Origin of the sequence: Pseudomonas khavaziana (genome assembly GCF_036704165.1) — a bacterium.
GTDB lineage: Bacteria > Pseudomonadota > Gammaproteobacteria > Pseudomonadales > Pseudomonadaceae > Aquipseudomonas > Aquipseudomonas khavaziana.
Genome location: NZ_CP129946.1, coordinates 5,019,258 through 5,045,298, shown reverse-complemented (window position 1 = coordinate 5,045,298; position 26,041 = coordinate 5,019,258). Strand labels below are relative to the sequence as shown.

The 26,041-nt window shown below is 58.7% G+C and carries 29 protein-coding genes and 1 pseudogene; 10 read left to right on the top strand and 20 right to left on the bottom strand.

Annotation, left to right across the window (positions count from 1 at the left end; genetic code table 11):
* Positions 1-13: 13 nt before the first annotated feature.
* The gene (locus QYQ93_RS22575) at positions 14-322 is read right to left on the bottom strand and encodes a PepSY domain-containing protein (RefSeq protein WP_043051136.1); all 309 of its coding nucleotides are present in this window, start codon (positions 320-322) and stop codon (positions 14-16) included.
* Positions 323-476: 154 nt separating this feature from the next.
* On the opposite strand from QYQ93_RS22575, the gene QYQ93_RS22570 reads away from it, so the two are divergent.
* Entirely contained in the window at positions 477-1,340 is an 864-nt protein-coding gene (locus QYQ93_RS22570) for a sterol desaturase family protein (protein WP_338475513.1), read from the top strand.
* On the opposite strand, the gene QYQ93_RS22565 is transcribed toward QYQ93_RS22570, so the two are convergent.
* Both QYQ93_RS22565 and QYQ93_RS22560 read right to left on the bottom strand, forming a co-directional pair.
* Positions 1,332-1,997 (bottom strand): helix-turn-helix domain-containing protein, encoded by a 666-nt coding sequence (locus QYQ93_RS22565; protein ID WP_043051138.1) that lies wholly within the window; start codon positions 1,995-1,997, stop codon positions 1,332-1,334. The genes QYQ93_RS22570 and QYQ93_RS22565 overlap by 9 nt on opposite strands.
* Complete coding sequence (locus QYQ93_RS22560; RefSeq protein ID WP_043051139.1) at positions 1,998-3,125, bottom strand: glycerophosphodiester phosphodiesterase family protein; 1,128 nt, start codon at positions 3,123-3,125, stop codon at positions 1,998-2,000.
* Between the two features lie 232 nt (positions 3,126-3,357).
* On the opposite strand from QYQ93_RS22560, the gene QYQ93_RS22555 reads away from it, so the two are divergent.
* Positions 3,358-3,681, top strand: coding sequence for a DUF2025 family protein (locus QYQ93_RS22555; protein ID WP_043051140.1), 324 nt, complete (start codon positions 3,358-3,360; stop codon positions 3,679-3,681).
* Between the two features lie 41 nt (positions 3,682-3,722).
* On the opposite strand, the gene QYQ93_RS22550 is transcribed toward QYQ93_RS22555, so the two are convergent.
* Together QYQ93_RS22550 and QYQ93_RS22545 are read right to left on the bottom strand one after the other, a co-directional pair.
* Positions 3,723-4,043, bottom strand: a complete 321-nt coding sequence (locus tag QYQ93_RS22550; protein WP_043051141.1) for an antibiotic biosynthesis monooxygenase family protein — start codon at positions 4,041-4,043, stop codon at positions 3,723-3,725.
* Positions 4,040-4,747: a CTP synthase C-terminal region-related (seleno)protein gene (locus tag QYQ93_RS22545; protein ID WP_043051142.1), complete on the bottom strand. Its 708-nt coding sequence runs from the start codon at positions 4,745-4,747 to the stop codon at positions 4,040-4,042. The genes QYQ93_RS22550 and QYQ93_RS22545 overlap by 4 nt, the downstream gene beginning before the upstream one ends.
* 80 nt (positions 4,748-4,827) lie before the next feature.
* Between QYQ93_RS22545 and QYQ93_RS22540 the strand changes: the two genes are divergently transcribed.
* On the top strand, positions 4,828-5,712 hold the full coding sequence (locus tag QYQ93_RS22540) for a LysR family transcriptional regulator (RefSeq protein ID WP_043051143.1): 885 nt from the start codon (positions 4,828-4,830) through the stop codon (positions 5,710-5,712).
* Here QYQ93_RS22540 and QYQ93_RS22535 read toward each other — a convergent pair.
* The 4 genes from QYQ93_RS22535 to QYQ93_RS22520 form a co-directional block, all read right to left on the bottom strand.
* Positions 5,709-6,227, bottom strand: coding sequence for a DUF1003 domain-containing protein (locus QYQ93_RS22535; protein WP_043051144.1), 519 nt, complete (start codon positions 6,225-6,227; stop codon positions 5,709-5,711). The genes QYQ93_RS22540 and QYQ93_RS22535 overlap by 4 nt on opposite strands.
* A gap of 75 nt (positions 6,228-6,302) precedes the next feature.
* Positions 6,303-7,622, bottom strand: coding sequence for a PAS domain-containing methyl-accepting chemotaxis protein (locus QYQ93_RS22530; protein WP_338477286.1), 1,320 nt, complete (start codon positions 7,620-7,622; stop codon positions 6,303-6,305).
* A gap of 263 nt (positions 7,623-7,885) precedes the next feature.
* A complete protein-coding gene (locus QYQ93_RS22525; RefSeq protein WP_338475512.1) occupies positions 7,886-8,944 on the bottom strand; it encodes a diguanylate cyclase in 1,059 nt (352 codons plus the stop codon).
* A gap of 187 nt (positions 8,945-9,131) precedes the next feature.
* Positions 9,132-9,758 carry a TetR/AcrR family transcriptional regulator gene (locus tag QYQ93_RS22520; RefSeq protein WP_043051147.1) on the bottom strand — a complete coding sequence of 209 codons (627 nt, stop codon included), beginning with the start codon at positions 9,756-9,758 and terminating at the stop codon, positions 9,132-9,134.
* A 122-nt stretch (positions 9,759-9,880) separates the two neighbouring features.
* Between QYQ93_RS22520 and QYQ93_RS22515 the strand changes: the two genes are divergently transcribed.
* The 4 genes from QYQ93_RS22515 (at position 9,881) to QYQ93_RS22500 (ending at position 14,112) form a co-directional block, all read left to right on the top strand.
* A complete protein-coding gene (locus QYQ93_RS22515; RefSeq protein WP_338475511.1) occupies positions 9,881-10,939 on the top strand; it encodes an MBL fold metallo-hydrolase in 1,059 nt (352 codons plus the stop codon).
* Positions 10,940-11,047: 108 nt separating this feature from the next.
* The gene (locus tag QYQ93_RS22510; protein ID WP_338475510.1) at positions 11,048-11,776 is read left to right on the top strand and encodes a hypothetical protein; all 729 of its coding nucleotides are present in this window, start codon (positions 11,048-11,050) and stop codon (positions 11,774-11,776) included.
* Positions 11,777-11,974: 198 nt separating this feature from the next.
* Positions 11,975-13,426 carry an amidase family protein gene (locus QYQ93_RS22505; protein ID WP_422394057.1) on the top strand — a complete coding sequence of 484 codons (1,452 nt, stop codon included), beginning with the start codon at positions 11,975-11,977 and terminating at the stop codon, positions 13,424-13,426.
* A gap of 125 nt (positions 13,427-13,551) precedes the next feature.
* Positions 13,552-14,112 (top strand): AAA family ATPase, encoded by a 561-nt coding sequence (locus QYQ93_RS22500; RefSeq protein ID WP_043051150.1) that lies wholly within the window; start codon positions 13,552-13,554, stop codon positions 14,110-14,112.
* Here the strand turns inward: QYQ93_RS22500 and QYQ93_RS22495 are convergent.
* The 7 genes from QYQ93_RS22495 to argH all read right to left on the bottom strand — a co-directional run bounded on the left by QYQ93_RS22495 (position 14,042) and on the right by argH (position 20,937).
* Positions 14,042-14,422: a helix-turn-helix domain-containing protein gene (locus QYQ93_RS22495; protein ID WP_043051151.1), complete on the bottom strand. Its 381-nt coding sequence runs from the start codon at positions 14,420-14,422 to the stop codon at positions 14,042-14,044. The two genes, QYQ93_RS22500 and QYQ93_RS22495, sit on opposite strands and share 71 nt — an antisense overlap.
* Positions 14,423-14,527: 105 nt before the next feature.
* Complete coding sequence (locus QYQ93_RS22490; RefSeq protein ID WP_338475508.1) at positions 14,528-15,475, bottom strand: hypothetical protein; 948 nt, start codon at positions 15,473-15,475, stop codon at positions 14,528-14,530.
* A 53-nt stretch (positions 15,476-15,528) separates the two neighbouring features.
* Positions 15,529-16,698, bottom strand: a complete 1,170-nt coding sequence (locus tag QYQ93_RS22485) for an MFS transporter (RefSeq protein WP_043051153.1) — start codon at positions 16,696-16,698, stop codon at positions 15,529-15,531.
* A 150-nt stretch (positions 16,699-16,848) separates the two neighbouring features.
* Positions 16,849-17,670: an ABC transporter substrate-binding protein gene (locus QYQ93_RS22480; RefSeq protein WP_043051154.1), complete on the bottom strand. Its 822-nt coding sequence runs from the start codon at positions 17,668-17,670 to the stop codon at positions 16,849-16,851.
* 25 nt (positions 17,671-17,695) lie between these two features.
* Positions 17,696-18,460, bottom strand: a complete 765-nt coding sequence (locus QYQ93_RS22475; RefSeq protein WP_034108897.1) for an amino acid ABC transporter ATP-binding protein — start codon at positions 18,458-18,460, stop codon at positions 17,696-17,698.
* Between the two features lie 24 nt (positions 18,461-18,484).
* Positions 18,485-19,363, bottom strand: a complete 879-nt coding sequence (locus QYQ93_RS22470; protein WP_338475507.1) for an amino acid ABC transporter permease — start codon at positions 19,361-19,363, stop codon at positions 18,485-18,487.
* A gap of 146 nt (positions 19,364-19,509) precedes the next feature.
* On the bottom strand, positions 19,510-20,937 hold the full coding sequence (gene argH, locus QYQ93_RS22460; RefSeq protein WP_338475506.1) for an argininosuccinate lyase: 1,428 nt from the start codon (positions 20,935-20,937) through the stop codon (positions 19,510-19,512).
* A gap of 193 nt (positions 20,938-21,130) precedes the next feature.
* On the opposite strand from argH, the gene QYQ93_RS22455 reads away from it, so the two are divergent.
* Entirely contained in the window at positions 21,131-22,090 is a 960-nt protein-coding gene (locus QYQ93_RS22455) for a LysR family transcriptional regulator (protein WP_338475505.1), read from the top strand.
* A 98-nt stretch (positions 22,091-22,188) separates the two neighbouring features.
* Here the strand turns inward: QYQ93_RS22455 and QYQ93_RS22450 are convergent, their stop codons facing one another.
* The 3 genes and pseudogenes from QYQ93_RS22450 to QYQ93_RS22440 form a co-directional block, all read right to left on the bottom strand.
* Complete coding sequence (locus tag QYQ93_RS22450; RefSeq protein ID WP_034128477.1) at positions 22,189-22,836, bottom strand: HAD-IB family hydrolase; 648 nt, start codon at positions 22,834-22,836, stop codon at positions 22,189-22,191.
* 72 nt (positions 22,837-22,908) lie between these two features.
* Positions 22,909-23,097 (bottom strand): annotated as a pseudogene (locus QYQ93_RS22445) (HNH endonuclease); the annotation flags it as partial.
* 47 nt (positions 23,098-23,144) lie between these two features.
* On the bottom strand, positions 23,145-24,395 hold the full coding sequence (locus tag QYQ93_RS22440) for a ribonucleotide-diphosphate reductase subunit beta (protein ID WP_338475504.1): 1,251 nt from the start codon (positions 24,393-24,395) through the stop codon (positions 23,145-23,147).
* 478 nt (positions 24,396-24,873) lie between these two features.
* Between QYQ93_RS22440 and vapB the strand changes: the two genes are divergently transcribed.
* Both vapB and QYQ93_RS22430 read left to right on the top strand, forming a co-directional pair.
* Entirely contained in the window at positions 24,874-25,104 is a 231-nt protein-coding gene (vapB, locus tag QYQ93_RS22435) for a type II toxin-antitoxin system VapB family antitoxin (RefSeq protein ID WP_043050337.1), read from the top strand.
* Entirely contained in the window at positions 25,101-25,514 is a 414-nt protein-coding gene (locus QYQ93_RS22430) for a type II toxin-antitoxin system VapC family toxin (protein WP_043050338.1), read from the top strand. Before vapB ends, QYQ93_RS22430 begins: the two co-directional genes overlap by 4 nt.
* A 157-nt stretch (positions 25,515-25,671) precedes the next feature.
* Here the strand turns inward: QYQ93_RS22430 and QYQ93_RS22425 are convergent, their stop codons facing one another.
* On the bottom strand, positions 25,672-25,941 hold the full coding sequence (locus tag QYQ93_RS22425) for a DUF2790 domain-containing protein (RefSeq protein ID WP_043050339.1): 270 nt from the start codon (positions 25,939-25,941) through the stop codon (positions 25,672-25,674).
* Positions 25,942-26,041 lie beyond the last annotated feature (100 nt).

Below are 26,041 nucleotides of genomic sequence, written 5' to 3'. Positions count from 1 at the left end.
GTAGAGCGTGGTCTCAAGTATCGAGCTTGTCTTCCAGTACAGCGCCGGTCTTGGCGTCGAGCTTCACTTCAAATTGCTTGCCGGCGGTATCGGTCAGTTCAACTTCGTAGACCAGCACGCCGCTGTTGTTGTGGTCCAGCTCGGTGTCGTTGATGGTGGCACCGGCGTGTTTAGCCACGGCGGCAGCGTTGAGTTTGTCGAAAGGCATCACTGCACCGGACTTGAGCAGGCCTTCGATATGATCCGGACGAACATCAGCCTGGGCCAGGCCGGCGGTCAAGGTCAGGGCAGTGGCGGCGAACAAGGCAGTCAGAGTTTTCATGGTGTGTCCTTCTGGGTTGAGCTGTTTAAGTGGCCTCAGGTTATCCCGTGCAACTTAACTCACCCTTAATTATTTCAAACAGTTGCGCAGTTTATTCAATCCAGGACGGATGCAGGATTTCATGCTGAGGCCTCACCAAAAAAGGGAAACTCGGATGAAACGGTTAGTCAGTTGGCTCTATGCGCCTGCATGCTTATTGGGGTTTGTCGGATGGGGGCTCTACCAACCCCAATGGTTACTGGTGATATTCGCGGTGGCGGTGGCGGTGTCGTTTGTGGTGGAACTATGGCTGCCCTACGAGCCGCAGTGGAATCGCAGCCTGGGCGATCGCTGGCGCGATACCTTGCATGCGTTGATCAATGAAAGCTTGAATGTTCTGGGGTTGTTGGTCCTGCCGGGGCTTACGGCGCTGCTGGCATTCGAGGGGCTATGGCCGCGAGGCTGGCCGCTGTGGGAGCAGCTGTTGATGGCGATCTTCCTGGCCGATGCCGGGATCACCTTGATGCATTACGCCAGCCACCGCATTGCGCCCCTGTGGCGGTTGCACGCGGTGCATCACAGCGTGCAGCGGCTTTATGGTTTCAATGGTTTGATGAAGCATCCTTTGCACCAGTTGCTGGAAGCCACGGCGGGCCTGATGCCACTGATCCTGCTGGGGGTCCCGCTGGAGGTCGCGCAATTGTTGGCCCTGGCAATCGCCATTCAGTTACTGCTGCAACATTCCAATGTGGATATGCGCCTGGGGCCGCTGCGCTGGGTATTTGCCTGGGCGCCGGTACATCGGTTCCACCACATGAAATACGGCCGCGCAGGGGATGTGAATTTCGGCCTGTTCTTCAATTTGTGGGATTGGCTGTTGGGTACGGCGTTTTATCGTAAGGGTTATCGCATAGGGCCGGGGGATTTGGGTATTGGCAGTCGACCGCAATTCCCCGTTGCCTATGCGGCACAGTTGCGTGACCCGTTCCTGGCGGTTCGCCTGGCCAAGGAGCCGCCGCTGCCTGAGGATCTACACTAGAAACTGCACCTGCAGTTGGCGCAAGGACGCGCCCGCCGTCACCCCGAACAAGTGCTTCATGGTCCGCGAAAAATGCGCCGAATCAGCAAACCCCGCGCCGTGGGCTGCCTCAGTCAGGGTGCTGCCGGCAAGGGCCAGTTGCAGGGCAATGCGCAACCGTCGCCACACTACGAGGCGGCGTATGGGAACGCCCAGTCGATCAGTGAACAGACGCTCCAGTTGGCTCAGTGACAAATGCGCCGCTGCGGCCAACGCCTGGGCCGATACCTTGCCGACCAGTTGCTGATCAAGGGCGGCCAGTGCGCGGTCGATACGTGGATCGTCAAGGCGTCGTCGGGGCAGCCTGAGCACAGCCTGCGGGGATAAATCGCCGTCTGCCAAAAGTTGCTGCAACGCCAGGGTGTCAAACATCATTGGCTCGGCATACAACGCCCACACCTCGCCTTCTGTCTCAAGGATGGCGTGGTTGTGACGCGAAGGAATAAACAGGCGATGGGCCGTGGTGACATGACCATCAAGGCTGACCGTGATCGGCGCGCCGGGGCAGAACATCAATTGGTGTGCGTAGTGTGCATGGGGCGCGGTGCGCCCCAGCTCGCCGAGCACCAGCCCGTGGTCACGCCCCAACCACAGGCGGCCTGACCATTCGGGCTTCACTCAGTACTTATGGTCGTTGAGCAGGTCCTGCACGCTGGACGACGGCCAGCGCTTGTAGAACTTCAGCAGTTCGGCGGCGCGGTTGGTGAAGATGCCGTCGACGCCGGCCTTCATCACTTTGTCGAAGTCCACCGGCTCATCTACGGTGTACACATGCACCAGCAGGCCCTTGTCATGGGTCAGCTTGTTCATTTCAGGTTTGACCAGGTCGGTATAGCTCTGGTCGCCGTGGTCGGTCAGCTCAGCCGATGGGCCGGTGCCGATAGCGCCCAGGCTCTTGGCTTGGTCGACCCATTTTTCGAACTCGGCGGCGTCCTTCGGCTCTTGCTTGGCGTAGTAGGCGGCTTTGGTCGGCTCGCCGGATTCGGCGAAGGTCACTTTGGACTTGGGTTCGATGCTGCCTTCGCCGACCCACAACAGCAGGATCTTCGGCGTGTTCGGCATTTCCTTCTGCAGCTCCTTGAGGCTGGCAACTTCGAAGGTCTGCAGTACCACGCGGCCCTTGCCCTGGCCGACGCCGGTGTTGCTCTTGCCCAACTTGGACCCGGCGGAGCTCAGCCAGCCCTTGTCCAGCAGCTTGTTTTTCAGGTCGGCTTCGATGCCCGGGAATTGCTTGGGCTCCTTGGTCTCGATGTACAGGCCGGGTTTGTGCGACGGGTTGCCTTCGGCGATCTTGATGATGTCGTCCAGGCTGAGGATTTTCAGGCCGACGAAACCGGGGCGTGCGCGGTCCGGGTAGGCCGCGTTGAACCAGCTGCCGGCGTCGAGGCTTTGCAGTTCTTTCCAGGTGAATTCGTTGGCTGGCGCATCTTTGCGCTCGGGGAACTTGGTGGCCACGTCGGTGGTGCGCTGCAGGTTGTTGTCGTGCAGGGCAAACAGCACGCCGTCCTTGCTGCGTTGCAGGTCCAGTTCCAGGTAGTCGGCGCCCAGGTCGCGTGCAACCTTGTAGGCAGCGGCGGTGGACTCCGGTGCGTCGTAGGAAGCGCCACGGTGAGCGATCACGGCAGGGTAGGGAATGCCTTCGTTTGTCGCCAATTCAGCCGGGCTGACTGGGTCGGCAGCCTGAGCCTGGCCGAGGCCGAGCATCAACGCCAGCAGCAAGGCGCTCTTGGTAAACGTGACAGGCATATGCGAAGTCCTTTCGTGGAGGTAACTTTGAGAAGATGTCCTTTTTAACAATTGATTGCGAAAGGCGCTATCACCAAACCGACATTAACGTGCGCACGGGCCAATTTTGTCGGTTTTTTTGCGGTGCATTGCAGTATTCTTGGCCATAGCTGCCCCACTAGAGGGCGGTATTTTTTGCCACGCGTGTAAACCATCTTTCCAGTCCCTGTGGGACTTTTCAGTGAGGTTTACCATGCGCATCACTTCCGAGCTTATCTGCCAGGCCGCCGACCAACTCCATGGCTTTGTCGGTCTCAATCGCAAGACTGGCCAGTACATCGTGCGTTTCAGCGAAGATGCCTTCGGCATGGACGTGGCCGATGACGGCATTATCCCCACCGCCGAATTCGTCTGGCTGCCCGCCGCCGACCACACCATGACCCTGTGCCGTGAACGCATACAGTTGCTGCTGGACCAGAATATCGACGAGCGTATCAACGTCACCGAACCGTTGCGGGTGTACATGCGTCGGGTGGAGATTCCGCAGATCAGTGCGTTGCGCAGTTTGGTGAGCTGAGCGATCAACCTGCCCGGGCGATCCTACCGGATGGAAACCTCTCAATTTGAAAAGGTGTAGGCCCGCTCCACCTTGCATACCCGTGTATGAAACGCCCTGTACCAGGTGGCGCGTCCTTGCTCACGCACCTGCCGATGTTCGGCCTGTTGCTTCCACGCCAGGATCGCCGCCTCGCTGGCCCAGTAGGACACGGTGATACCCAACCCCTCTTCCCGCGCCGACTCCACGCCGAGAAACCCCGGTTGCTGCTGTGCCAGTTCCAGCATGCGTGCGGCGGCCTCGCCATAGCCCTGGTCGACGTCGGTACGCAGCGAGCTGAAAATTACCGCGTAATAAGGCGGGGCCGGTGTCTTGGCGATCATGCCGATGCCCCTCGGCAAGCCTTGAGCAAAGCCAGTGCCAAGGGCGGGGTGAAGCCCTTAAGCGCGGCGCGTTCGGGCTGGAACAGGGTGGCGACGAAGAACGGATGGCCGAGCAACTCCACCGCACGCAGATCGCCCGCCGAATCATGACCGCTGGGAATCAGATTGCCTGCCAGCAGCGCGTCGGCAAACCTGGGGTTGATGCCGTAGCGGCATCGGTAGCCTTCGTGGATGTCCACGCTGGCGTAGGCTTGGGCAATGCGCGTGTACGGGCACAGGCGCACGGTGTCGTTCACTTCTACAAGAGAGCAGTTCAGTGGCGCGATGACGGCGCGTTCTGCATCCGGGGCCAGCTCGCCATGCTCGGCATCTGCCCAGCCGAGTACGTTGCGGGCATATTCCAGCACGGCATGTTGAAAACCACCGCACGTGCCGAGGAAAGGGCGTTTTTGCTCGCGGGCAAAACGGATCGCCCGCAGTGCGCCCTCGGTGTCGCGATAGGGGCTGGCGGGTACGCACCAGAAACCGTCAAAACCCTGCAGGGCAGAGGTGCAGGTGAGTGTGTCGGTGTCGAGCCATTGCACATGGATGTTCAGGTCCAGTTCGGCGGCGGCCTGCTGCAGAGCCAGCGGGATAGCCTGGTGCGCGATCACGTCAGGGTTGTAGTCGCCGATCAGGGCGAGGTGCAGAGCGGGGGGTGTCATCGTGTACGTCCCTTGGCTTGTGGTGGGCTGATACGCACTATAGATTGGCGTTCACGCAATCAATATTGGCGTTTGCCCATATGCTCAATGCAGCCGCGCACTATCAAATCGACTACCCCGACCTGTCATTGATCCTTGCCCTGGTGCGTGGCGGCACCCTGGCGCGGGCGGCTGCGTTGTTGAGGGTAGACGTGTCCACGGTATTCCGTGCAGTGCGGCGGCTGGAGGCGGCCCTGGGCCAGACCCTGTTTGAAAAAAGCCGCGCCGGTTACTTGCCCACCAGCCTGGCGAGTACCCTGGCGCAACAGGCCGAACGGGCAGAACTCGCACTGCAAGCTGCGCGCATTGGGGTGGAGCAGGGCGGTGAGGTAATCAGCGGCACCGTGCGCCTGACCTGCACCGACGCGGTATTGCAAGGCCTGCTGCTGCCGGCCCTGGCGCAGTTCATGCCGGCCTATCCAGCGTTGATCCTGGAACTGACCACATCCAATGACTTCGCCAACCTCAGCCGGCGTGATGCGGATATCGCCCTGCGCCTGACCAGCAAGCCGCCAGAGCATCTGGTCGGACGTTGCCTGGGGACCGTGGCGTACCGAGTGTGCGCCAGTGCCGACTATGCACGTCGGCATGCGGGCCAGGACCTGACCGACCTGGCCTGGATCGCACCGGATGACTTTTTGCCCGACCACCCCACCGTGGCCTGGCGCCGTGAGCATTTGCCGGGCGTGCGCCCCAGTTACCGCTGCAACAGCATGCAGTCGGTGACTGAACTGGTGCGCGCCGGGCTGGGCGTGGCGGCGTTGCCGGATTTTCTAATGGGCGATGGCTTGCAACCACTGGGCCCTGCGCTTGCGGGGCACGACACTTCGCTGTGGCTGTTGACGCGCCCTGATTGCCGGGCGTTGCGTTCGGTGGTGACGCTGTTTGATGAGTTGGGACGGCATGTGCGCGGGTTGCGACCTTAGGCTTTACGCACAAACTGTTCATGCATTTCACACGTCAGGGTTTCGATGCGCTCGGTCAGTTGCTTGGTCATTTCCGTCAACCGGGTGTTCTGCTCCAGCAGTTCCATCAGCTGTTTGGTGGTCTGTGCTGCCTGGGCCAGGCGTTCGGTATTGGCGGTGGCGAGCGCTTCACGGTGTTGCGCGTCGGCGTCGGACTGGGCTTTGTCCCGCGCTGCCTGGCGTGTCTGGGCCAGCAGGATCAGCGGCGCGGCGTAGGCAGATTGCAGGCTGAAGGCGAGGTTGAGCAGGATGAAAGGGTAGACGTCAAAGTGGGTGACGCCGGTCATGTTCAGCACCACCCACAACACCACGATCGCAGTTTGTGCGCCGAGGAAGGTCGGGGTGCCAAAAAAGCGCGCAAAGGCCTCGGCCTTGAGAGCAAAGGTGTCGTTGCCGAAGGTCGGTGCCAGGTGCGCGTGATCTCGGTGGAAACGCAGGTGGTCAGTGGGGGCGGCGTCTGGCTTGTCTGGGGTCATGGCGGGCTCGGATCCTTGGCGTAAAAACAGCCAACACTATAGACCGAGCCCCCAGGCACACACATGAATAACCGGTCAGCGATTGCCCCGCTCATTGGCAAACGCGCTCACCGCCTGCACCGCTTCGCCTGTGCCTTCGCGAATCTGCAGGATTACCGTGCCTGCCTGGTTGGCCAGGTCTACGCCCTGAGCCGCGCGGTCGCGAGTGGCGTCCATGCTGTCGATGGCTTGGCGGGTTTCTTCCTGGATCATGGCGATCATCCCGGAAATCTCCGCAGTGGAGCCACTGGTGCGCGCCGCCAATTGCCGTACTTCATCGGCGACCACGGCGAAGCCACGACCTTGCTCGCCAGCGCGGGCGGCTTCAATGGCGGCGTTGAGCGCCAGCAGGTTGGTCTGGTCGGCAATGCCACGAATGGTATTGACGATGGCGGTGATCTGTTGCGAGCGCTCGCCGAGTTTGGCGATCAATTGCGAAGAGGTGTCGATATCCTGAGCTATTTCGCGCATGCCGCTGGCCGTTTTCTGAATCACTTCGGCGCCCTTTTCGGCCATATCCTGGGTGTTCAAAGACAAGTGATAAGCCTGTGCCGCGCTCTGTGCGTCGGCGGCATGTTGTTGCACGCGGGCGGTGACGTCCGAGGCGAACTTCACCACTTTGCACAGGCGACCGCTGGCGTCGTACACCGGGTTGTAGTTGGCTTCGAGCCACACCACCTGGCCGTTTTTATCCACCCGCTCGAATTGGCCGTTGAACAGCTCACCCTGGTTCAGGCGTTTCCAGAATTCGCTGTAGGCGGTACTGTTGGCCAACTCCGGTTTGCAGAACAGACGGTGATGCTTGCCCTGGATCTGCGCCAGGCTGTAGCCCATGCGCTGCAGGAAATTCGCGTTGGCGCTGATGATGGTGCCGTCGAGGTTGAACTCGATCATCGCCATGGCGCGGTCGATGGCTGCAAGCTTGGCGTTGGCCTCACTTTCGGCCTGCAGGCGCGGGGTGACGTCCATGGCGTACTTCACCACTTTAATCACGCGACCGGCTTCATCCCGCACCGGGTTGTAGCTGGCTTCCAACCACACCGATGCGCCATTGGCGCCCACCCGCTCGAAGGTGCCCGACTGGAATTGGCCGTTGCGCAAGTGCGTCCACAGCTGGTTGTACTCGGCGCTGCGGGCGAATGCGGGCGTGCAGAACATCCGATGGGGCTGGTCCAGGATTTGTTCGGCGCGATAACCCATGGTCTTGAGGAAGTTGTCATTGGCCCGCAGCACGTTGCCTTGCAGGTCGAATTCGATGACGGCCATGGAGCGTTCGATCGCGTCCAGCAGGCTGGCTTGTTGGGCAATACGGTGTTGCAGGGCGTTGAAGGTTTTCTTGTGGGCGTTGAATAGCATGTTAGAGAGCTCGGGCATGCAAGCATATGCGGTATCCATGTATTTGCGCCTGACCCCGTAGGGCTCCTGGCCGTACGGTTGACTTGCTCATTGCCAGCTTCCTGGTGCTGACAGAGGGGGTGGAACAACGGTTTCAGAGTAATCAGCCTGCCAAGAAGTTCGCTCGTTGGGCAGGACCATTATTGGGCAGGCGACCAATGGCGGCATTATGCTATTGCGGCAGGTAGCCGGGGCTGGATTCGGACGAGGTGTTATCGGACAACTCAGGTTGGATAGGCGGCTATCCAGTCGCAGGTCTTGACGCGGTCGCGGCCGCTGTCCTTGGCGGCGTACAGCGCGAGGTCCGCGGCGTTGAGCCACGCGACCGCATCGTCGAAAGAGGGATGGAAGTCCGCCAGGCCAATGCTCAGGCTGACGCGCAGCTCAGGAATTTGCGGATGGCGATAGTTACCGAAGGTTTCGCGGAGCCGCTCCATGACTTGCGCCGCTTCTTCCAGCGGCATCCTCGGAAGGATCACACAAAACTCATCGCCTCCGTAGCGGCCGGCCAGGTCGTCTTCCCGCAAGTGTTGGCGCAACTCGTGGCTCAACTGGCGCAGTACCGTATCTCCGACGGTGTGGCCGTGGATGTCATTGATGTTTTTGAAGTGATCGATATCGATCAAGGCGATAGTCGCCTGGCCTTGTTGCTGCTGGCACTTATGGAACTTGAGATTGAGCAGGTCTTTCCACGAACCATGGTTGAGCAGCCCGGTAAGGCTATCGATGCGGCTCAGGGCGCTGAGGGCGCGTTTATGATCCGACAGTTTAATCGCCAGCTGATAGCAGACCATTCCGATGGCCATTGGATAGAGCGTCAGCATCGGCAAACAGGTGTAGACCTCGATAAGGCTGACACCAGAGTCGAACCTGACCCCGAACAGGCCCCAGGCCACCGCGATACCGGCCGCCTGCGCCAGCAGCCCGAGCAGGAACAGGCGTTTGCCGCCGGCTGCGACGTTGTTCATGGCCATCATCGACAGAATGGTGACGGTGGTCAGTGGTGAGAACTGGATGGTGGCCGCCCAGAAACCGCCGGCCAACGAGTCATACAACAGGTTGCGTTGCTCGGCCTGGTAGGGGAACGGCGAGCGAGTTGAGAGCTGGTACGCCACATGCGCCCAGGCCAAGCCATTGAACAATAGCAATGCCCAGACCCAAGCGGGCATGGACAAGGGGTACAACGCGCCAACCACGCTGATGCTGCCGATGCCAAGGCCGATAATCCTTGGCTTGTAGATACGCCTGGCAAATGAAAGCCCTTTGCCTCGTCTGTTTTCCATAGTGTCCTGGGTCAGCTGTTTTGTGCGGGTACAGTCGCATGCATCAGCGGGCGGAACCGCTGATCGGTAAATGCGAGCGATTGTCGATTATTCCTGTGGGAATAATCAGTGTCCTTCCAGGCCATTTGCGCAAAACAGCGGGTGAATGCGCCAAATACGACCTGGAATGTCGCCCAGGCAACAGGACTTAGTGCGGGCGTGGTGCGCTGACTTCGTAGCCGGCGAGGAACAGGTCGATGGCCGACTCGATGACATCGGCCTGGGCGGCAGCGTTGAGGGTGGGCTGGCCGAGGGTTATCTGCGGCCAGAATGCGAAAGCCTTGAGCAGGCTTTGGATCTGGTGGGCAGCGAAAGCCGGGTCGGTGCAGTTGAGACGGCCGTCTTCGCGTGCGGCGCGTACCCATTGGGTAAAACCTTCTTCCCGTGCGCTCAGGCGGTTGACCATGTCTTGCGCGCGGTCCGGCGAATGGATGGTGGCAGCGATAGCCACACGCGCCAGGTCGAGGAAGTTGGCGTCCGACATCATCTTCATTTTGGCTTCCAGCAACCTGCGTAGTTGGTCGCGCAAAGGGCGGTCGCTGGCGTAGTTCACATCCAGTTGCGCGACGCTGCTGGCCCATAGCTGGTGGAGGATCTCGGCGAACAGTTCTTCCTTGCTGGGGAAGTGGTTGTACACCGTGCGCTTGGAAACGCCGGCAGTGGCGGCGATCTTGTCCATGCTGGTGACCTCGAAGCCATTCTCGCGAAACTCGGCAATAGCCGCCGCCACGATGGCTTCGCGTTTACGCTCGGTGAGGCGCTTGGGGGCAGTCATGGATAGCATTCGACTCAAAATGGAAATTACACTCGGCAGTTTACTTGCTTCGGCTTTTGTTGCAATCTAGAAACTACACTGTGCAGTGTAATTTTTGAGCGGACCGTAGGAGTCACTCTGTAATGGCCACGATTTCAAACCGTCCCGACCCTTCGCCTGTAGCGCTCAAGCCTGCCAGGCAGGGCCAGGGGCATTTCAGCAATGAAGCCCCGGTGGAGCACGGCGGCTTGGGCAAGACCCTGCGTATTTTCTGGAACATGCTGTTCAACAAACCGCGCACTACACGGCCTGTGGGGCAGATTCCGGTGCAGCCCCTGACCCGTGAACAGTTGTTGGCCGCCCCTGATCACAGCGTGTATCGCCTCGGGCATTCGACCGTATTGCTGAAAATGCGCGGTAAGTTCTGGATTACCGACCCGGTGTTCGCCGAGCGCGCCTCGCCGTTCAGTTGGGCCGGCCCCAAGCGTTTCCACCAGCCGCCCATCAGCCTTGAGGAGTTGCCTCCCCTGGAGGCAGTCATTCTTTCCCACAACCACTACGACCATCTTGATCGTGAGGCCGTGGTTCGATTGGCTGAGAAGACGCGTTACTTCCTGGCACCCTTGGGCGTAGGCGACGTACTGATCAAGTGGGGGGTAGACGCCAGCAAAGTCCATCAGCTGGATTGGTGGCAGGGCACCGAGGTGGAAGGCATTCGTTTTATCGCCACTCCGGCGCAGCATTTTTCCGGGCGTGGCCTGTTTGATAGCAACCAGACACTGTGGTGCTCCTGGGTAATGATCGACGATGCGCGCCGAATTTTTTTCAGCGGCGACACCGGCTATTTCGACGGTTTCAAACGCATCGGCGAGCAATACGGTCCGTTTGACCTGACCCTGATGGAAACCGGTGCTTACAACGTCGATTGGCCCCATGTACATATGCAGCCGGAGCAAACGCTGCAGGCGCATATCGACCTCAAGGGGCGCTGGCTGCTGCCGATCCACAATGGCACCTTCGACCTGGCATTCCACGCCTGGCACGAACCCTTCGACCGCATCATGGCCCTGGCATGGGAGCGCAACGTAACGATCACCACCCCGGCGATGGGGCAGGCGTTCCGCTTGAGCCTGCCGGAGCGTGGGCATGCCTGGTGGTTGGAGGTGGAGCCTCAACTTGTGCAGGAGCGGGCACCAGGCTGAGCCAGGGGGATTAAGAAAAAGAGCTTTTCAGAGGATTTCAGCCCTGCGACAAACGTCAGACGAGAGTGCGATGATCTCCGAGAATTTTATTTCGGGGAGGATATTTCAATGGATAGCCATTGTAAGAAACTTTGGAAGATGGGTTTGCCTTGCGCCTTCGGCCAGCCCTCACCCGTGCCCGTCAACGCTGCCGACGTTCCTGCTCCATTGTTCAACGCCGCTCCGGTTTCTATCGTTTATGGTGCCGGGCAACGCACGGGCGCTACACTCGTGCCAGGGTATAACGCCCTGGCCCCCCAGATAAATCCGGTGCGTGACCCCGCGCTATCCCTTGTCGCCATCAGTGGCATGGACCCTACCGAACCGGTGATGGTGGAGGTTCCCCTGGTATTGAATAACACCACATTCACCGCTTCACTGGAGCTGGCGGGGTATCGTCTCGGCTACGCCGAACGTTATGTGCAGGGCAAGCAGGCTGAACTCGTCGAACACAGTGCAGCCTTGCTCCGAGTCTTCGATACCTTGCGCCAGGCCGGTGCGCAATGGGTGGCGGTAGACGTGCAGCGCGGCAGCGACAGCGGCCAGGCGGGTCAAGAAATCGACGAGCTGGTGGCTGGCTTTCGCCTTGATGCCTTGGTGTCAGACGATCCGAATGCTGGGTTTCATGACGCGTGCAGAAGCGGGTATCCCAGTGTCTGTGAAACGTTGGAGGATGGATCGAAAATCTGGTTTTACGGTGCCCGTTGGGCGGGTAATCGCTTGACGGCCCTGTTGCGCGCTTACCGCCACCTACGACCGAAGATTGTATTGGAGCCTACGCCAGGCGGGGAACGATAGGACGGCGTGGCAGGATTTGCCTGAAACAGTGCGGCGGCGGCGCTTCTTAGACTGGTGTGAGGTTATCGACCGATAACCCTCACACTCAGTCACGTAGAGAGGCATCTCATGATCGGACCCGTGTCGACAGGCGGATGGGGGACAGGCTTGTTCCAAGAGCTTTCAAACCCACCGCAAGGCTTTAAGAGCGCCTGTCAAATGTCAGTGGAAATGGCCCAGGGAAGCGGTGTCACCGCGCAGTCGCTGTTGAAGGACTCGCTCAAGCAAATTGCCAACATTGATCGTGGGCTACAAGGCGGCAATGCGTTTTTGGAAACAAACCCGGACGCCCTCCGTGAGGCCAAGGCACGTGATCAGGAGCGTGCCAACGGCCACGTGCGTGGGCATTTGCACGGCGTACCGATAGCGCTCAAGGATGTATTTGAAACCAATGATCGCATGCAGACCAGCGCAGGCTCGACGGCCTTGGTTGGAGCGCCTGCCACTAGAAACGCCAAGGTTGTCGACAATTTGTTGAAGGCTGGGGTGGTGATTGTGGGTAAAACCAATATGAGTGAATTATCCAACTTTCGCTCTCAATCACCAGCAGATGGTTGGAGTTCCCGCGGCGGCCAGACCCTGAACCCGCATCGCCTGGGAGGGCAGGTGGCAGGGTCGAGTTCGGGCTCGGCAGTGGCGGTTGCCCAAGGGCATGTGCCTTTGGCCTTGGGGTTGGAAACCAACGGGTCGATTATCAGCCCAGCAGCCTACAACGGCGTTTTTGGCCTGAAAACTACGGTAGGACTGCTCAGCACCGATGGCGTCATGACCAGTACACGCATGGATGCGATCGGTACTTTCACCCGTAATGTCTGTGATGCGGCAGAAGCCCTCAACGCAATGACCGGCACCAATGCCTATACCGATGGCCTGCATGCCGACTCCCTGAAAGGTAAGCGAATTGGCTACACGCCTTTGCCTGAATTGTCCGAGGAGGAGGCCAAGAACCCGGCCAAACGCGCAGATCGCAAGCATTACGAAAAGGCGCTCGATGTGTTGAAGGACCAAGGTGCGATCCTGGTACCGGTGAGGCCGTTGGAGGAGGCAGTCGCTGATGAGACCTACGAGCGTTACACCGAAGTGTTGTTCGCAGAGGTCAAGCAACAACTGGAAGACTATCTGGCTGGGCGAGAAGGTTTGCCGGTCAAATCACTTTCGGAGCTGGTTGCTTTTATCAAGCGCAACCAGCAGCCGGGTGAGCCTGACCAGAAGCTGTTGGAGCTGATCAACAGCCTGGAAACGACTCAGGAACAGCGCGACAAGTTGTGGGAGGAGATCCTTCCCATCTTTCAGAAAACCGTCGACGATCCAATAAAGGAACACAAACTCGACGCCATGGTGTCGAACTTCCTATCCCATAATTATTTCTTCAGTGCGGCAGCCGGCTATCCAGGCCTGTCGGTTCCGTCTGGAATGGATGATGAAGGCATGCCGACCGCACTCTACTTTTATGGTTCGGGCAACAGCGAAGCCACCTTGCTTTCAGTCGCCTATGGTTATGAGCTAGCCTCGCAAGCGATCCAGAAACCGGCGTTTCTGCCAGGGGCTCCCTTCACGCCGGCCCCGACAGGCGCAGATGAAACGGTTGAGGTCTCCGCCACTGACGCGTGAGTTTGAATCAACCTCTGCTGGCTGATGCCCGCAGAGGTTGCCTAAGGGGTAACTTCAATTTCTCCATCTCGCCATCGCAGGCATGACGCGGCCACGGGCTACACTCCATGCCAGGGGGGAAAGCCATGGACAGTTACAGAATCCACATCCTCGGCGCTGCGGGAGCCGGCACTAGTACTTTAGGCAAGGCCCTGGCTGAACATTTGAATATTGCCTATTTCGACTCGGATTTCTATTACTGGCAGCAAACTCCGGAACCCTTCACCATCGCCCGACCCCGGGACGAACGCATTCAGCTACTGCAGGAACACATTGCCGGCCATGAAAGCTGGGTGCTGTCTGGCTCTTTGTGCGGCTGGGGCGACGCCATGATCCCGCAGTTCACTCACGTAGTGTTCCTGCGCCTGGACCCTGAAGTGCGCCTGCACCGCTTGCGCCTGCGTGAGGTGGAGCGCTACGGCGAGCAGATCCTGGAAGGTGGCAGCCGTCACCAAAACAGCGTCGCATTCCTCGCCTGGGCGGCACGTTACGATGCCGGCAATCACAGCCTACGTAGCCTGCGCCGGCACGAAACCTGGTTGAAACCATTGCGTTGTCCGGTGCTGCGGCTCGACTCTACGCACCATTCGGTTGAGGCGTTACTGAGTCAATTGTTGCCGTTGTTGTGCCCAGCAACCGAGACATGAGGCCTGGGGTTGTGGGTTCGACTGCTGGAGTGTCGAACCGGCGCGCAGTCATGCCCCACCCCGGCGCGAACCCCGGGAAAAATACCAGCCCTTCAGCCTCGAGGCGAAACGCCAGGATCAAACGGGTTTGATCGTCGACGTCGCCGTGGCTTTCCAATTGTTGAATCGCCGCCACCGCCACGCCCGCCTGGCGAGCCAGTTCTTCGCGGCTCCAGCCCAGCATGACGCGGGCCTGCGCGCAGTGTTTAGCGGTGAATTGGTGCAGCACGATCTGTTGTTCTACGAAAGAGCTCATTGCCAGAGAGGACATGGGGGTTCTCCAGGTTCGACGGTTGAGGCGCAACTATACTGTGTTTTTGTACAGTTGTTTGTACCGCTCATCATCTGGACGATTTCGCAGGCCTTCCAGCCGCCGTCACTCCAGCCCTGGCGCCTCCCGGATGATCAAGTGATCCAGGTTCTCGATATTCGCACTGAATACCCCGAACGTTTGCTCGGGGTTTTTCTTGCTGGGTATCTGCTTGAGTTGCGGCGTAACCCCGTAGAAGAAACAATACAGCGGCCGTTCGCTGCTGGCCGCCGCCTTGATCTGCTCCAGGAATGCGCTGCGCTTGCGATAGCCCTCGATGAGCTTTTTGCTCAGGTAGACGTTGACCGAATAAGGTTTCTTGTCGAGCCACACCTTCTTCTCGAAATCGATGCGAAAGCTGCTGGTGTAGTCTCTGATTTCCTTGATCTTGCCCCAATAGATCAGGCCCTTGTTATCTTGCAGATATTCGATCTTCTTGAAAAACGCCCAGTAGGTCGCCGTGTGCTCACCGATCTTCAAGGGCATGGCCTTGAGCTTGTCCTTGTCATCGATGTTCGATACATAGCACTCCACCGGGTGGGCGAATACGCTGGTTTTGTCCGGCGTTGTGTCGCTGTTGCCATGGCCAGTCATCATGCAGTTTGAAGGCGCTTTCGTTGGTTCTGGAGAGACGTTTGCATCGGTGTCGACAACAGCTGTCCTACGTTCGTACTGACGGCGTGTCAGCACAAATTCCGATGGGAAATTGTCCTCGCGCTCGTCGTCATTTTCGCCGGTGGCGGTCTTTTGGTTGCTGGCATAGCGGCAACCGTCGATATGCCGGGTGCCGGGTTTGTTCTTGAAGTGCGGCGTGCGCTGGTAGTTGACGTTCTTGGCGTTGAAGGTACTCAACACATTGTTCGCATCGAACGCGGCGCGGCAGGCGTCGTTGGGGCAGAGGAAGCTGTCCTTGTCGGAGTCGAAATCGGCGGTTTCGTCGAAGTTCAGGTCTCGAACGTCATAGATCGACAGCTTGTCATCGAGACTCAGGCTGTAGGCCGTGTCGAATTTCATGGGCTCGGGTCCGTGAGAAGTTTCGCTATTAATAGCGGGATCCTAGCTAAATATCAGCAAGAACCTGCCACGCGTCGGCCACTCAAGAAACACAGGGTGCCGCCCACGGCGGTGAGGGCGGCCAGGGCATAGAACATACTGGTCGGCGCAGCGTTGATCAGCAAATAGCCACAAATCACCGGGCTCATCGCTCCACCAAACGCTGCCAGGTTCTGCGCGCCGTAGTAACTGCCCCGTAGTGCATCCGGCGCGATGGTGTCGATAAATAGAAATTCAGAAGGGTAGATGATCATCTCACCCAAGGTGAACACGAACATCGCCAGGCACCAGGTGACCAGGCTGTCGGCCTGGCTGAACCCCATCAATCCGCCGATAAACAGCAAGGTGCCCAGCACGATCCAATGGCGCAACTGCTCACGCTTGAGGAACCGGCCGATCTGGTACTGCATCAAAATCACCGTGATCGCGTTGCAGGCCAGCACCGCAGACAGAATTTTCAACGCCTGCTCAGGTTTGTAGGCCACCAGCAAAAACTGCGACAGATACAGGGTGTAGCGCCCGTGGACAATGGTGCTCAACAGGCTGCCGCTGGTAAATAGGATCAGCGTGCGGTCGCTTCGCAAGGTGCGTAGGGTGCTGAGGAAACTCTGGGGTTTATGGCTGTCATCCCGCTGGGTCGGTGCAATGCCGATCATCAGGAACAGGCTGCCAAAGGCAATGGCGCTGGCGATCAGGAACGGCGCCCAGGGTAATTGGCCGGCGATCACCACACCCAGCATCGGGCCGGTTGCGTAGCCGACATTGGTCAGGGTATAGCGCAGGGAAAACACCTTGGCGCGTTCGCCCACCGGCAGGTTCTCGCTGATGATCGCCTTGGAGCCGATCAGGAACAGCGCCGATGCGGCTTCAGTGATCACCAGGGTCAGGGTGGTGAGGTAGAGGTTGCTGGCAAAGGTCAGCAATAGAAAACCGATGGAGCTGGAGAGCATGGCCAGGATCAGCAGCTTGCGCTTTTCCAGGCGGTCGATGATGTAGCCGCCGTACAAACCCAGCAACGTGGCGATGAACACGGCGGTGCCCATCAACAGGCCGATGTCCTGCTGGTCGAGGCCCAGGCGTGTGCTCAGCCAGAGGGCCAGCAACGGGCTGGTCATGGCGCGGCTGACCACGATAGTCACCGAGCAGATCATCAGGCGGCGGATTACCAGGGAATAGGTGGCCACGATGGGGGAGAGCGTCCTAGTTATTACTTAAAGACAACACAGGTCAAATGTGGGGGGCTTGCTCCCGATGGCGATACATCAGACAAACATCAGGTGACTGAACCATTGCTATCGGGAGCAAGCCCTTCCCACATTTTTTAGACCTTGGTTTTACTGACCAGAATTGATGGTGATTTTTTCCACCGCACCCTGCTCCAGATCCCACTTCTTCAAGATCTTGCCGTAGGTCCCATCGTCAATCATCCCCTGCAACGCCTCACTGATCGCCGTGACCAACTCGGTATTGCTCTTCTCAATCCCAAGCCCAGTGAATTGCTTGGAAATCGCCTGTCCCACCGGCTTGTACTTACCCTTATCCAGTGACATCAGATAAGGAATGGTCTCGCTGCCCTGCATCGCCGCATCCAAGCGGTTCTGCTGCAACTGCGCCCGCGCATCCGCCGAGCCTTCAGTGCCGATCACCACGATCGCCGGCTTACCTGCTGCTTCGCAGTTTGCCTTGCTCCACGCGGTAATTTCCGACGGCCAGGTCGTACGGCGGCTGGTGCCGACCTTTTTACCGCACAGGTCGGTCAGTTCCTTGAGGTCTTCACGTTTGGCCAATGTGTAGAGCTGCGGGCCGCTGGTGAAGTAGTCGATGAAGGTCACCGCCTTCTGGCGTTCGGCGGTGTCGGTCATGCCCGATAACACGATGTCCACACGCTTGGTGGTCAGACCGCTGAGCATCTGCTCGAAGCCGGTTTCCTGCCACTTGATCTTCACGCCCAAGCGCTCGGCGAGAGCGTTGCCCAGGTCAAAGTCGAGACCGGTGAGCTTGTTGGTGGCCGGGTCCTTGAAATCCATCGGCGGGTAGTTCGGCACGATGGCCGCGCTGATCTCACCCTTGCCCTTGATTGCCGCCGGCAATGCCGCGAATACACACGAGGAAGCCATCAGGCCTGCGAGCAAGGTTGGGATAAACAATTTTTTCATGGGGGCGTTCTCGTTAGTTTTTTAGTTAAGTGCGAACGGCAGAAATAAAGCTTTGGGTACGCGGGTTTTGTGGGCTTATTAGAATTTCTTCGGGGCTGCCGGCTTCCACAATCTGGCCGGCATCCATAAACACCATGCGGTTGGAGACTTCGCGGGCAAAGCCCAGCTCATGGGTGACCACGATCATGGTCATGCCAGTGGTAGCCAAGTCGCGCATCACCGACAGCACTTCGCCTACCAGTTCCGGGTCGAGGGCTGACGTGGGCTCGTCAAACAACATCAGCTTGGGGCGCATCGCCAGCGCACGGGCAATCGCCACGCGTTGCTGCTGCCCGCCGGACAACTCCACCGGGTAGGCGTTGCGCTTGTCCGCCAGGCCGACGCGAGCCAGCAGCTCCAGGGCATCCTCGATGGCTTCCTTGGGCGAGCGCTTGAGCACCTGGCACGGGCCTTCGATGATGTTCTGCAACACGGTCATGTGCGGGAACAAATTGAAGCGCTGGAACACCATGCCGGTCGCCAGGCGCTGGCGGGCAATCTGCACTTCATTCATCTCATGCAGCTTGTTGCCGACCACCCGGTAACCGACCAGCTCGCCATCGACCCACAGACCGCCCTTGTCGATTTTTTCCAACTGGTTGACGCAGCGCAGCAACGTGCTTTTACCCGAGCCGGATGGACCGATGATGCACATCACCTCGCCCTGCTCGACCTCGATATTGATGTCGCGCAGCGCGTGATACTGGTCGTAATACTTGTTCAGGTTGACGGCCTTGACGATGCTTCTCATGGGGCAAATCTCCTCAACCCAGGCTTACGAACGCTTGCCGGCGCCGCGGGCAAAACGACGCTCGAGGCGGCTTTGACCAAATGAAAGAACGGTCACCACCGCCAGATACCAGATGCCCGCCACGATCAGCAGCTCCATGACCCGCGCGTTGGCGTAGTAGATGTTTTGCGCATTGTGCAGCAGCTCCGAATACTGGATCACGCTGGCCAGGCTGGTCATTTTCACCATGCTGATGAACTCGTTGCCTACCGGCGGAATGATCACCCGCATGGCCTGCGGCAGAATGATCCTACGCAGCGCCTGCAGGCTCGGCATGCCGATGGACTTGGCGGCTTCGTACTGTCCGGTATCCACCGACAGCAAACCGGCGCGCACCACCTCGGCTGTATACGCGCCCTGGTTGATACTCAGGCCGAGCAGGGCGGCCACGAACGGCGTCATCAGGTCGACGGTGTCGATGCTGAACAGGCCGGGAATCGCGATCACCGGGAAAATCAGCGCCAGGTTGAACCACAGCAACAGCTGCAGAATCAGCGGTGTGCCGCGAAACAGCCAGGTGTAGGCGATAGCCACGTAGCGCAGGATCGGGTTGGCCGACATGCGCATGATCGCCGTGATCACGCCGATCACCACGCCCAGCGCCATCGCCAGGATCGACATGATGATGGTATTGGCCAAGCCCCACAGGATCGCCTCAGACGTCAGAAACTGCCCGATGTAGGACCATTCGATCTGGCCGTTGGCGAATGCGCGTAAGAGCGCGGCCAACGCGATCACGATCAACGTGGCAAAAAACATTCGCCCGTAATAACGCCGCGGTACGTGTTCGTACTGGGTGATATCGAACTGGTTCTCGGACAACTTGCGCTCTATTTCCAAGCGCTCGGCCGGGGTTTGGTTCATGGTTCTACTCCAAAGGCTGTACACAACCGCCCACTGTAGGAGCGAGCTTGCTCGCGAAAATCTTCAACGCTAACGCGGGAAACCTGACGCCCCGCATTATTTTCGGGTTCTTCGCGAGCAAGCTCGCTCCTACAAGGTGAGCGCGTTCAAATTCTGAAACCAGTGTAGGTGTCGGCCCATTTTTGCTGAGCCGCCAACGCCATCTTCAACCGCCCAATCTGCTCGCGAACCCGCTCCGGCGCCGTCCCACCCCAGCCACTGCGCGCCGCAATCGCCGCTTCCAGGGTCAAGCAGTCGCGCACTTCGGGCGTGAGCCGCGCATCTACCTCAGCCAACATCGCCGGTGAGGCTTCCCACAACTCAATTTCATGCTTCTCACAAGCTTGCACCATGGCGCCGGTAATCTCGTGCGCCTCCTTGAACGGCACGCCACGGGTCGCCAACCAATCCGCCACTTCCGTCGCCAAGGTAAAGCCCATGGGCGCCTGGCGCCGCAGCTCCTCCACCTGCACCTTCATGGTCGCCACCATCCCGGCCATCGCCGGCAACACCAGCAGCAAGGTATCCACGCTGTCCAACACGCTGTGCTTGTCTTCACTCAAATCGCGGTTGTACGACAGCGGCAAGGATTTAAGCGTCGACATCAACCCGGTCAGGTTGCCAATCAAGCGCCCAGCCTTGCCTCGCGCCAACTCGGCAATATCCGGGTTCTTCTTCTGCGGCATGATCGAACTGCCGGTAGCGTAGGCATCGTCCAGCACCACCCAGCGAAACTGGCGCGATGACCACAGGCAGAACTCCTCCGACAGCCGCGAAATATTCACCCCGAGCATGCCCGCCACAAACAGGAATTCCGCCACATGGTCACGGCTGGCGACCGCGTCGATGGAGTTTTCGCACGGCCCGATGTAGCCCATTTCCTTGGCCGAATGCTCCGGTTGGCGGGCAATCGCTGACCCTGCCATCGCCGCTGCACCGAGGGGCGACAACGCCGTGCGCGCATCCCAATCCACCAGGCGCTGCACATCCCGCAACATTGACTGCGCATGGGCCAGCAAGTGGTGGGCGAACACGATCGGTTGTGCCTGCTGCAAATGGGTGAAGCCGGGGCAGATACTCTCGATATGCTGCTCGGCCTGCTCCACCAGCGCCTGCTGCAAGCCCAGCACCTCGGTGGTGATGGTGCGCGCATGGTCGCGTAGGAAAAGGCGCAAATCGTTGGCCGTCTGGTCATTGCGCGAACGTCCGGCGCGCAACTTGCCGCCCAGGGCACCCAGGCGCTCGGTCAGTACACGTTCGATAAAGGTGTGTACGTCCTCGTCATCCTGGGTGGGATGCAAGCGGCCGGCGGCGAAATCATCACCGATACGGTTCAGGACTTCCAGCGTGCGCAGAGTTTCGGACTCATCTAGCAAGCCGGCGCGCTGCAACTCACCGGCATGGGCACGGGAGCCGGCCAGGTCGTAGGGTGTCAGGCGGAAATAGCGCTCGGGGCAACGGGATAACGCCGCCAATGCGGCAGACGGACCGGTCTTGAAACGAGCGCCCCAAAGGCGTTCGGTGGGCTGGGACATGGGTATTCCTCACGCTTGTTTTTAGAAGAGTCGGAGGCAGTAGCAACAGAATTTCATCGATGCAGAACCAGCGTCTGACGCGCCGTATTCAAGGTTGCCAAGGGCGGATGTTTATGTTCATTATCGCCGCCTGGCTATGTTCAAGGATTGGGTTGAAGCCTGTTGAATATGGCACTTGAGGTCAACGCGTATTATGGAAACTCCACTTTCCACTTCTGGAAACCTGCCACCCAAACCCGGCACTAGACCGCCCCTGCAACTGAGCGGGCTGGACTTCAAACTGCTGCGGGTATTTATGGCCGTGGTCGAAGCCGGTGGTTTCAGTGCCGCGCAAAACGAGCTGAATGTGGGCCTGGCGGCGATCAGCAAACAGATCTCCGACCTTGAAATCCGCATCGGCATGCGCCTGTGTACACGGGGCCGGGAAGGGTTCGGGCTGACCGAAGAAGGCAAGTTGGTGTATCAAGCGTCCATTGAGTTATTTACCTCGGTGGACAGTTTTCGCGACAAGCTTAGTTCAGCTCAAAATGAGCTTATTGGCGACCTTAGCGTCGGCGTTATTGACAACACCGTTTCGGACGTTAATTCCCCGCTGATTACCGCTTTGGGTAACTTACATCGCCAGTCGCCAAAAATAAGATTACGCCTACATGCCTCGCAACTGGACGAAGTTGAACGCGGCGTCGTCGAAGGCCGCCTGATCGTCGGCATCGTCCCCGTGTACCAGAGCCGCGAAGAATTCGACTACTTCCCGCTCTACGAAGAAAAGGCCCACGCCTACTGCGCCGTAGGGCACCCGCTGTTCGCTGCGAGCGATATTACGCCCGAAGTCTTGCGCCACTATGAGGTGGTGAACCATCGGTATGCGATCCATCGCGACAAGGCCACCTTTGTCAACTACGACAGCCAGTCAGCCTCTGCCTCCCAGGTTGAAGCCGTCGCCATCCTGATCCTCACCGGCCGCTTTATCGGTTTCCTGCCCGAGCACTATGCCACGCCACTGGTAAGGGAAGGGCGCCTGCGCGCACTGTGCCCGGAACAGGTCCAGCTGAACACCGCGTTCAACCTGATCCTGCGCCACAACGCGCCACGAAGCCCGATGGTAAAAGCCTTCGCCACAGCCTTGGGCGTGGACCTCAAAGCTACGACATAGCTCTCCCGAGCTACACAGGTCAAATGTGGGAGGTGTCGAGCTTTAGCGAGGCTGCGAAGGGATCGCCTCGGTTCACCCGCCAATCCCACCCACCCGCATCACCGCTGCAACCGAGCCCGCTTTTTCTTCTTCGCATGAAAGTGCCGAAAATGCGCATCCTGCGCCGCCGCCAGCAATTCCCTATCCCCCCGCGTATCGCCCCAGGCCCGCAGCCGATACTCGCCCAAATCCCCATACACCGCCTCAAGCCGCAGCACCTTGTTCTCACAACGGCAATTATTCCCGGTGAGCTTGCCGGTCAACACCCCGTCGACCACCTCAAGCTCAGTCCCAATCAACTTGATCCCAAGCCGATCGGCAAACGGCTGCAACACCAACGCCGGCGACGCCGAACACAGCGTCACCACCGCCCCCGAGCCCAACTCCTGCTCCACCGACAACACCCCAGCCGGGCGCATCAACCGCGCCCAATTGCGCTGGCAATACTCCTCAGCCTTTTGCTGCACCCACGTCTTCTCCACCCCGGTCATAAAGGTGCGGATCAACTGCGCTTTCAACTCATCCCGGCTGATCTGCCGCACCAAAAAGCGCAGCCCCGGTACCGCCAGCTTGACCATCCGGCCATAAAACTCACCAGGGCCAAAGGCAAACTTGAGGAAGGGCACGAAACTGTCGTGGTGGGTGAGGGTGCCGTCGAAGTCAAAGACGGAAAGTACTTTGGCGTCAGCGGGGCCGGCTTCGAGCATGTCTGGGTTCACAGGTTGGCCTCGGTCCTATCTAGTATTTTTTGTGCATGCATCAGGTGTGACAGCAGGAGTCTACTCCCGTGCCAATCTTCCGATTTTGGCGTAAAGCCCTTCGGTGAAAGCGTCCCGATCACTCGACCGGTGACAACGCTGATGGCAGTTGGGGCACAAGGCTACAGCATTGGTGATGCGATCCGAACCCTTATGGGCGAGGTGCTTGATGTGATGTACTTCAAAAAGTGGCAATTCATCGTGCATAAAAAAGCCCTGAACAAGTCAGGGCTTCATGGTGTTGCTTGGCTCAGAAATCAATCCCAGCTCAACGCCCCACCTGTCTGATACTCAATCACCCGAGTCTCAAAGAAATTCTTCTCTTTCTTCAAGTCCATGATCTCGCTCATCCACGGGAACGGGTTAGTCGTGCCTGGGTACTCTTCCTTCAAACCAATCTGCGACAGGCGACGGTTGGCGATGAACTTCAAATAGTCTTCCATCATCGCAGCGTTCATGCCCAACACGCCGCGCGGCATGGTGTCGCGAGCGTATTCGATCTCCAACTGAGTCCCTTGCAGGATCATCTGTGTCGCTTCTTCCTTCATCTCGGCATCCCACAAGTGCGGGTTTTCGATTTTGATCTGGTTGATCACATCGATACCGAAGTTCAGGTGCATCGACTCGTCACGCAGGATGTACTGGAACTGCTCGGCGACGCCGGTCATTTTGTTGCGGCGGCCCATGGACAAAATCTGGGTGAAGCCGCAGTAGAAGAAGATACCTTCGAGTACGCAGTAGTAGGCGACCAGGTTGCGCAGCAGTTCCTTGTCGGTCTCGACGGTGCCGGTTTCGAACTTCGGATCGGAGATCGAGCGGGTGTACTTCAGGCCCCACGCCGCTTTCTTAGCGACCGATGGAATCTCGTGGTACATGTTGAAGATCTCGCCTTCATCCATGGCCAGCGATTCGATGCAGTACTGGTAGGCGTGGGTGTGGATCGCTTCTTCGAAGGCCTGGCGCAGGATGTACTGGCGGCACTCCGGGTTGGTGATCAGGCGGTACACGGCCAGCACCAGGTTGTTGGCAACCAGGGAGTCGGCGGTGGAGAAGAAGCCGAGATTGCGCATGACGATGCGGCGCTCGTCGTCGGTCAGGCCTTCGGGGGTTTTCCACAGGGCGATGTCGGCGGTCATGTTGACCTCTTGCGGCATCCAGTGGTTGGCGCAGCCGTCGAGGTATTTCTGCCAGGCCCAGTCGTACTTGAAGGGTACGAGTTGGTTGAGGTCGGCGCGGCAGTTGATCATGCGCTTTTCGTCAACGGCGACGCGGGCGGAGGCGCCTTCGAGTTCGGCGAGGCCTTCGGCGACGTCGAGTTTGTCCAGGGCGGCCTTGGCGCGCACGATGGCGGCCGAGTCACTGGCGGTGACGGCGCGGGCTTCAATGGCGGCGGCGGCGCCGGCACCGTCGAGGCGGTCCATGTTGGCTTCGGTGGCGTGGCCGGCGTTGGCGCCTTTAGCGGCTACTTCGTCTTCTTCTTCTTTGTCGAATTCGTCCCAGCTCAGCATGACGTGTCGTCTCCTGCGTGAGGGCTCAAAGGTGCCCGTGTGAAACCGGATGGTTGGGTGTTCACACGGCCCAATGGCCGCGGTGGATCTTAAGGAATCGTTTGTTGCAGCTAGCGCACGCATTAAACGGAATAGGGCTACGGGTGCTCTGCGTGAGGCTTGAGGTGCGCAGCGGTAGGTGCAAGCTCGCGCGGGATGCCTCAGGTCTGGCTCTTCATCCCAGTGTAAAGGGATATTGCAGGCCCGATTTACCCGCGCATTATAGGGAAAAATTTGGGTTTGTGTTGTGGCGGATGGTCACTGATCAGAGACAAAAAGGACGCTTTATAAGCCGGGGTGAGAGTTTACGGGGTGTTGCTGCCGCAAGTTTTTTAGCAACTGGCACACATCTCCGATTGTCGGCGAATTGCCATATGTCTTGCATAGGCTTCTACGTATCTCTACATTGCATATGTCAGGCATAGGTAGGAGCTGAATCATGCGCACAGTCTCGATTTTTAAAAACGGAAAGAACCAGGCTATTCGATTCCCAAACGACATGGCCTATGAGGGAGTCGGCGAACTCGAAATCACCCGCAACGGAGATACGATTACGTTGCGACCTGTACGACCTAGCTGGGGGTCGTTGCGTGAACTGCCCAAGGCGGACGAAGATTTTCTACAGGAGCGTCAGGACGTTATTGGCGATGAAGGCAGGTTCAATCTGTGACGACATACATGCTGGATACCTGCATTTGCTCATTCATCATGCGTGAACGGCCCGAGTGTGTGCTTGAGCGACTGGCATTGGAGGTCGCGAGGAGCAATCGAATCGTGATTTCGGCCATAACCTATGCCGAAATGCGATATGGACAGATTGGGAAAAAGGCTTCGCCCAAACACAAGACGTTAGTCGATGAGTTTGTGAAGCGGCTCGATGAGGTATTGCCTTGGGGCTTGGCAGCGGTGGACGCGACGGTTGAGGTGAAGCGAAGCTTGACTGGGCAAGGGTCGATCATCGGTCAAAATGACACGGCGATAGCCGGGCATGCAATTGCTGCGGGATGTACGTTGGTAACCAACAACGTCCGGGAATTCAGTCGTGTAGCGGGGTTGTCTTACGAGGACTGGGTTCACTGAAAGATCGGATGGCATCGGTACGGCTGGCGCCGCTATCGGGAGCAAGTCGAATCGTCTCACCGCCCCTCCCACAGTTTGATCGCGGAGGCGTCAGGAATCGAGCCTTTGCCGCAAGAACGATTTCTTGCGGCGAATAAGCTTCCAACTTGAATCGCTGTTATCCGTTAGAACAACCATTGCCCATCACGTGATAATTAAGAATATGCCGCTGACCTTGCGAATCTTCATATTCCATCTTCACCGGTACAACTTCGCATACTTCCGGGATGTTGCTCATGGACACTACTTTGGCCACATCCAAGTGAGTGCTATAGGTGTAGTCCTCAACAATCGGCGCGTTCTGGCCAGCCAGCTCAGTCGGGGCCTCGTCGGCCAGGGCGGCGGTGGCGCACAAGCTGCTGAGGGCCATAACTAATAGAGCTTTCATTTCTTTATTACCTTCTTCAGGGCGAAAGGGGTCACGGGGCCCTTGTGAGGCCGCGTGTGCAACTTGAAAGTTGGGAAGTTCGGATTAACGTGCCTTCGTG

Bases quoted from the DNA above. Each gene is read 5' to 3' on its own strand.
- QYQ93_RS22505 (WP_422394057.1), top strand. From the start codon at position 11,975: ATGTCAGTGGAAATGGCCCAGGGAAGCGGTGTCACCGCGCAGTCGCTG.
- QYQ93_RS22540 (WP_043051143.1), top strand. From the start codon at position 4,828: ATGCTCAATGCAGCCGCGCACTATCAAATCGACTACCCCGACCTGTCA.
- QYQ93_RS22490 (WP_338475508.1), bottom strand. From the start codon at position 15,475: ATGAAATTCGACACGGCCTACAGCCTGAGTCTCGATGACAAGCTGTCG.
- QYQ93_RS22575 (WP_043051136.1), bottom strand. From the start codon at position 322: ATGAAAACTCTGACTGCCTTGTTCGCCGCCACTGCCCTGACCTTGACC.
- QYQ93_RS22495 (WP_043051151.1), bottom strand. From the start codon at position 14,422: ATGTCCTCTCTGGCAATGAGCTCTTTCGTAGAACAACAGATCGTGCTG.
- QYQ93_RS22535 (WP_043051144.1), bottom strand. From the start codon at position 6,227: ATGACCCCAGACAAGCCAGACGCCGCCCCCACTGACCACCTGCGTTTC.
- QYQ93_RS22570 (WP_338475513.1), top strand. From the start codon at position 477: ATGAAACGGTTAGTCAGTTGGCTCTATGCGCCTGCATGCTTATTGGGG.
- QYQ93_RS22555 (WP_043051140.1), top strand. From the start codon at position 3,358: ATGCGCATCACTTCCGAGCTTATCTGCCAGGCCGCCGACCAACTCCAT.
- vapB (WP_043050337.1), top strand. From the start codon at position 24,874: ATGCGCACAGTCTCGATTTTTAAAAACGGAAAGAACCAGGCTATTCGA.
- QYQ93_RS22480 (WP_043051154.1), bottom strand. From the start codon at position 17,670: ATGAAAAAATTGTTTATCCCAACCTTGCTCGCAGGCCTGATGGCTTCC.
- QYQ93_RS22440 (WP_338475504.1), bottom strand. From the start codon at position 24,395: ATGCTGAGCTGGGACGAATTCGACAAAGAAGAAGAAGACGAAGTAGCC.
- QYQ93_RS22500 (WP_043051150.1), top strand. From the start codon at position 13,552: ATGGACAGTTACAGAATCCACATCCTCGGCGCTGCGGGAGCCGGCACT.
- QYQ93_RS22550 (WP_043051141.1), bottom strand. From the start codon at position 4,043: ATGATCGCCAAGACACCGGCCCCGCCTTATTACGCGGTAATTTTCAGC.
- argH (WP_338475506.1), bottom strand. From the start codon at position 20,937: ATGTCCCAGCCCACCGAACGCCTTTGGGGCGCTCGTTTCAAGACCGGT.
- QYQ93_RS22520 (WP_043051147.1), bottom strand. From the start codon at position 9,758: ATGACTGCCCCCAAGCGCCTCACCGAGCGTAAACGCGAAGCCATCGTG.
- QYQ93_RS22560 (WP_043051139.1), bottom strand. From the start codon at position 3,125: ATGCCTGTCACGTTTACCAAGAGCGCCTTGCTGCTGGCGTTGATGCTC.
- QYQ93_RS22455 (WP_338475505.1), top strand. From the start codon at position 21,131: ATGGAAACTCCACTTTCCACTTCTGGAAACCTGCCACCCAAACCCGGC.
- QYQ93_RS22525 (WP_338475512.1), bottom strand. From the start codon at position 8,944: ATGGAAAACAGACGAGGCAAAGGGCTTTCATTTGCCAGGCGTATCTAC.
- QYQ93_RS22470 (WP_338475507.1), bottom strand. From the start codon at position 19,363: ATGAACCAAACCCCGGCCGAGCGCTTGGAAATAGAGCGCAAGTTGTCC.
- QYQ93_RS22530 (WP_338477286.1), bottom strand. From the start codon at position 7,622: ATGCTATTCAACGCCCACAAGAAAACCTTCAACGCCCTGCAACACCGT.
- QYQ93_RS22425 (WP_043050339.1), bottom strand. From the start codon at position 25,941: ATGAAAGCTCTATTAGTTATGGCCCTCAGCAGCTTGTGCGCCACCGCC.
- QYQ93_RS22510 (WP_338475510.1), top strand. From the start codon at position 11,048: ATGGATAGCCATTGTAAGAAACTTTGGAAGATGGGTTTGCCTTGCGCC.
- QYQ93_RS22515 (WP_338475511.1), top strand. From the start codon at position 9,881: ATGGCCACGATTTCAAACCGTCCCGACCCTTCGCCTGTAGCGCTCAAG.
- QYQ93_RS22475 (WP_034108897.1), bottom strand. From the start codon at position 18,460: ATGAGAAGCATCGTCAAGGCCGTCAACCTGAACAAGTATTACGACCAG.
- QYQ93_RS22450 (WP_034128477.1), bottom strand. From the start codon at position 22,836: ATGCTCGAAGCCGGCCCCGCTGACGCCAAAGTACTTTCCGTCTTTGAC.
- QYQ93_RS22545 (WP_043051142.1), bottom strand. From the start codon at position 4,747: ATGACACCCCCCGCTCTGCACCTCGCCCTGATCGGCGACTACAACCCT.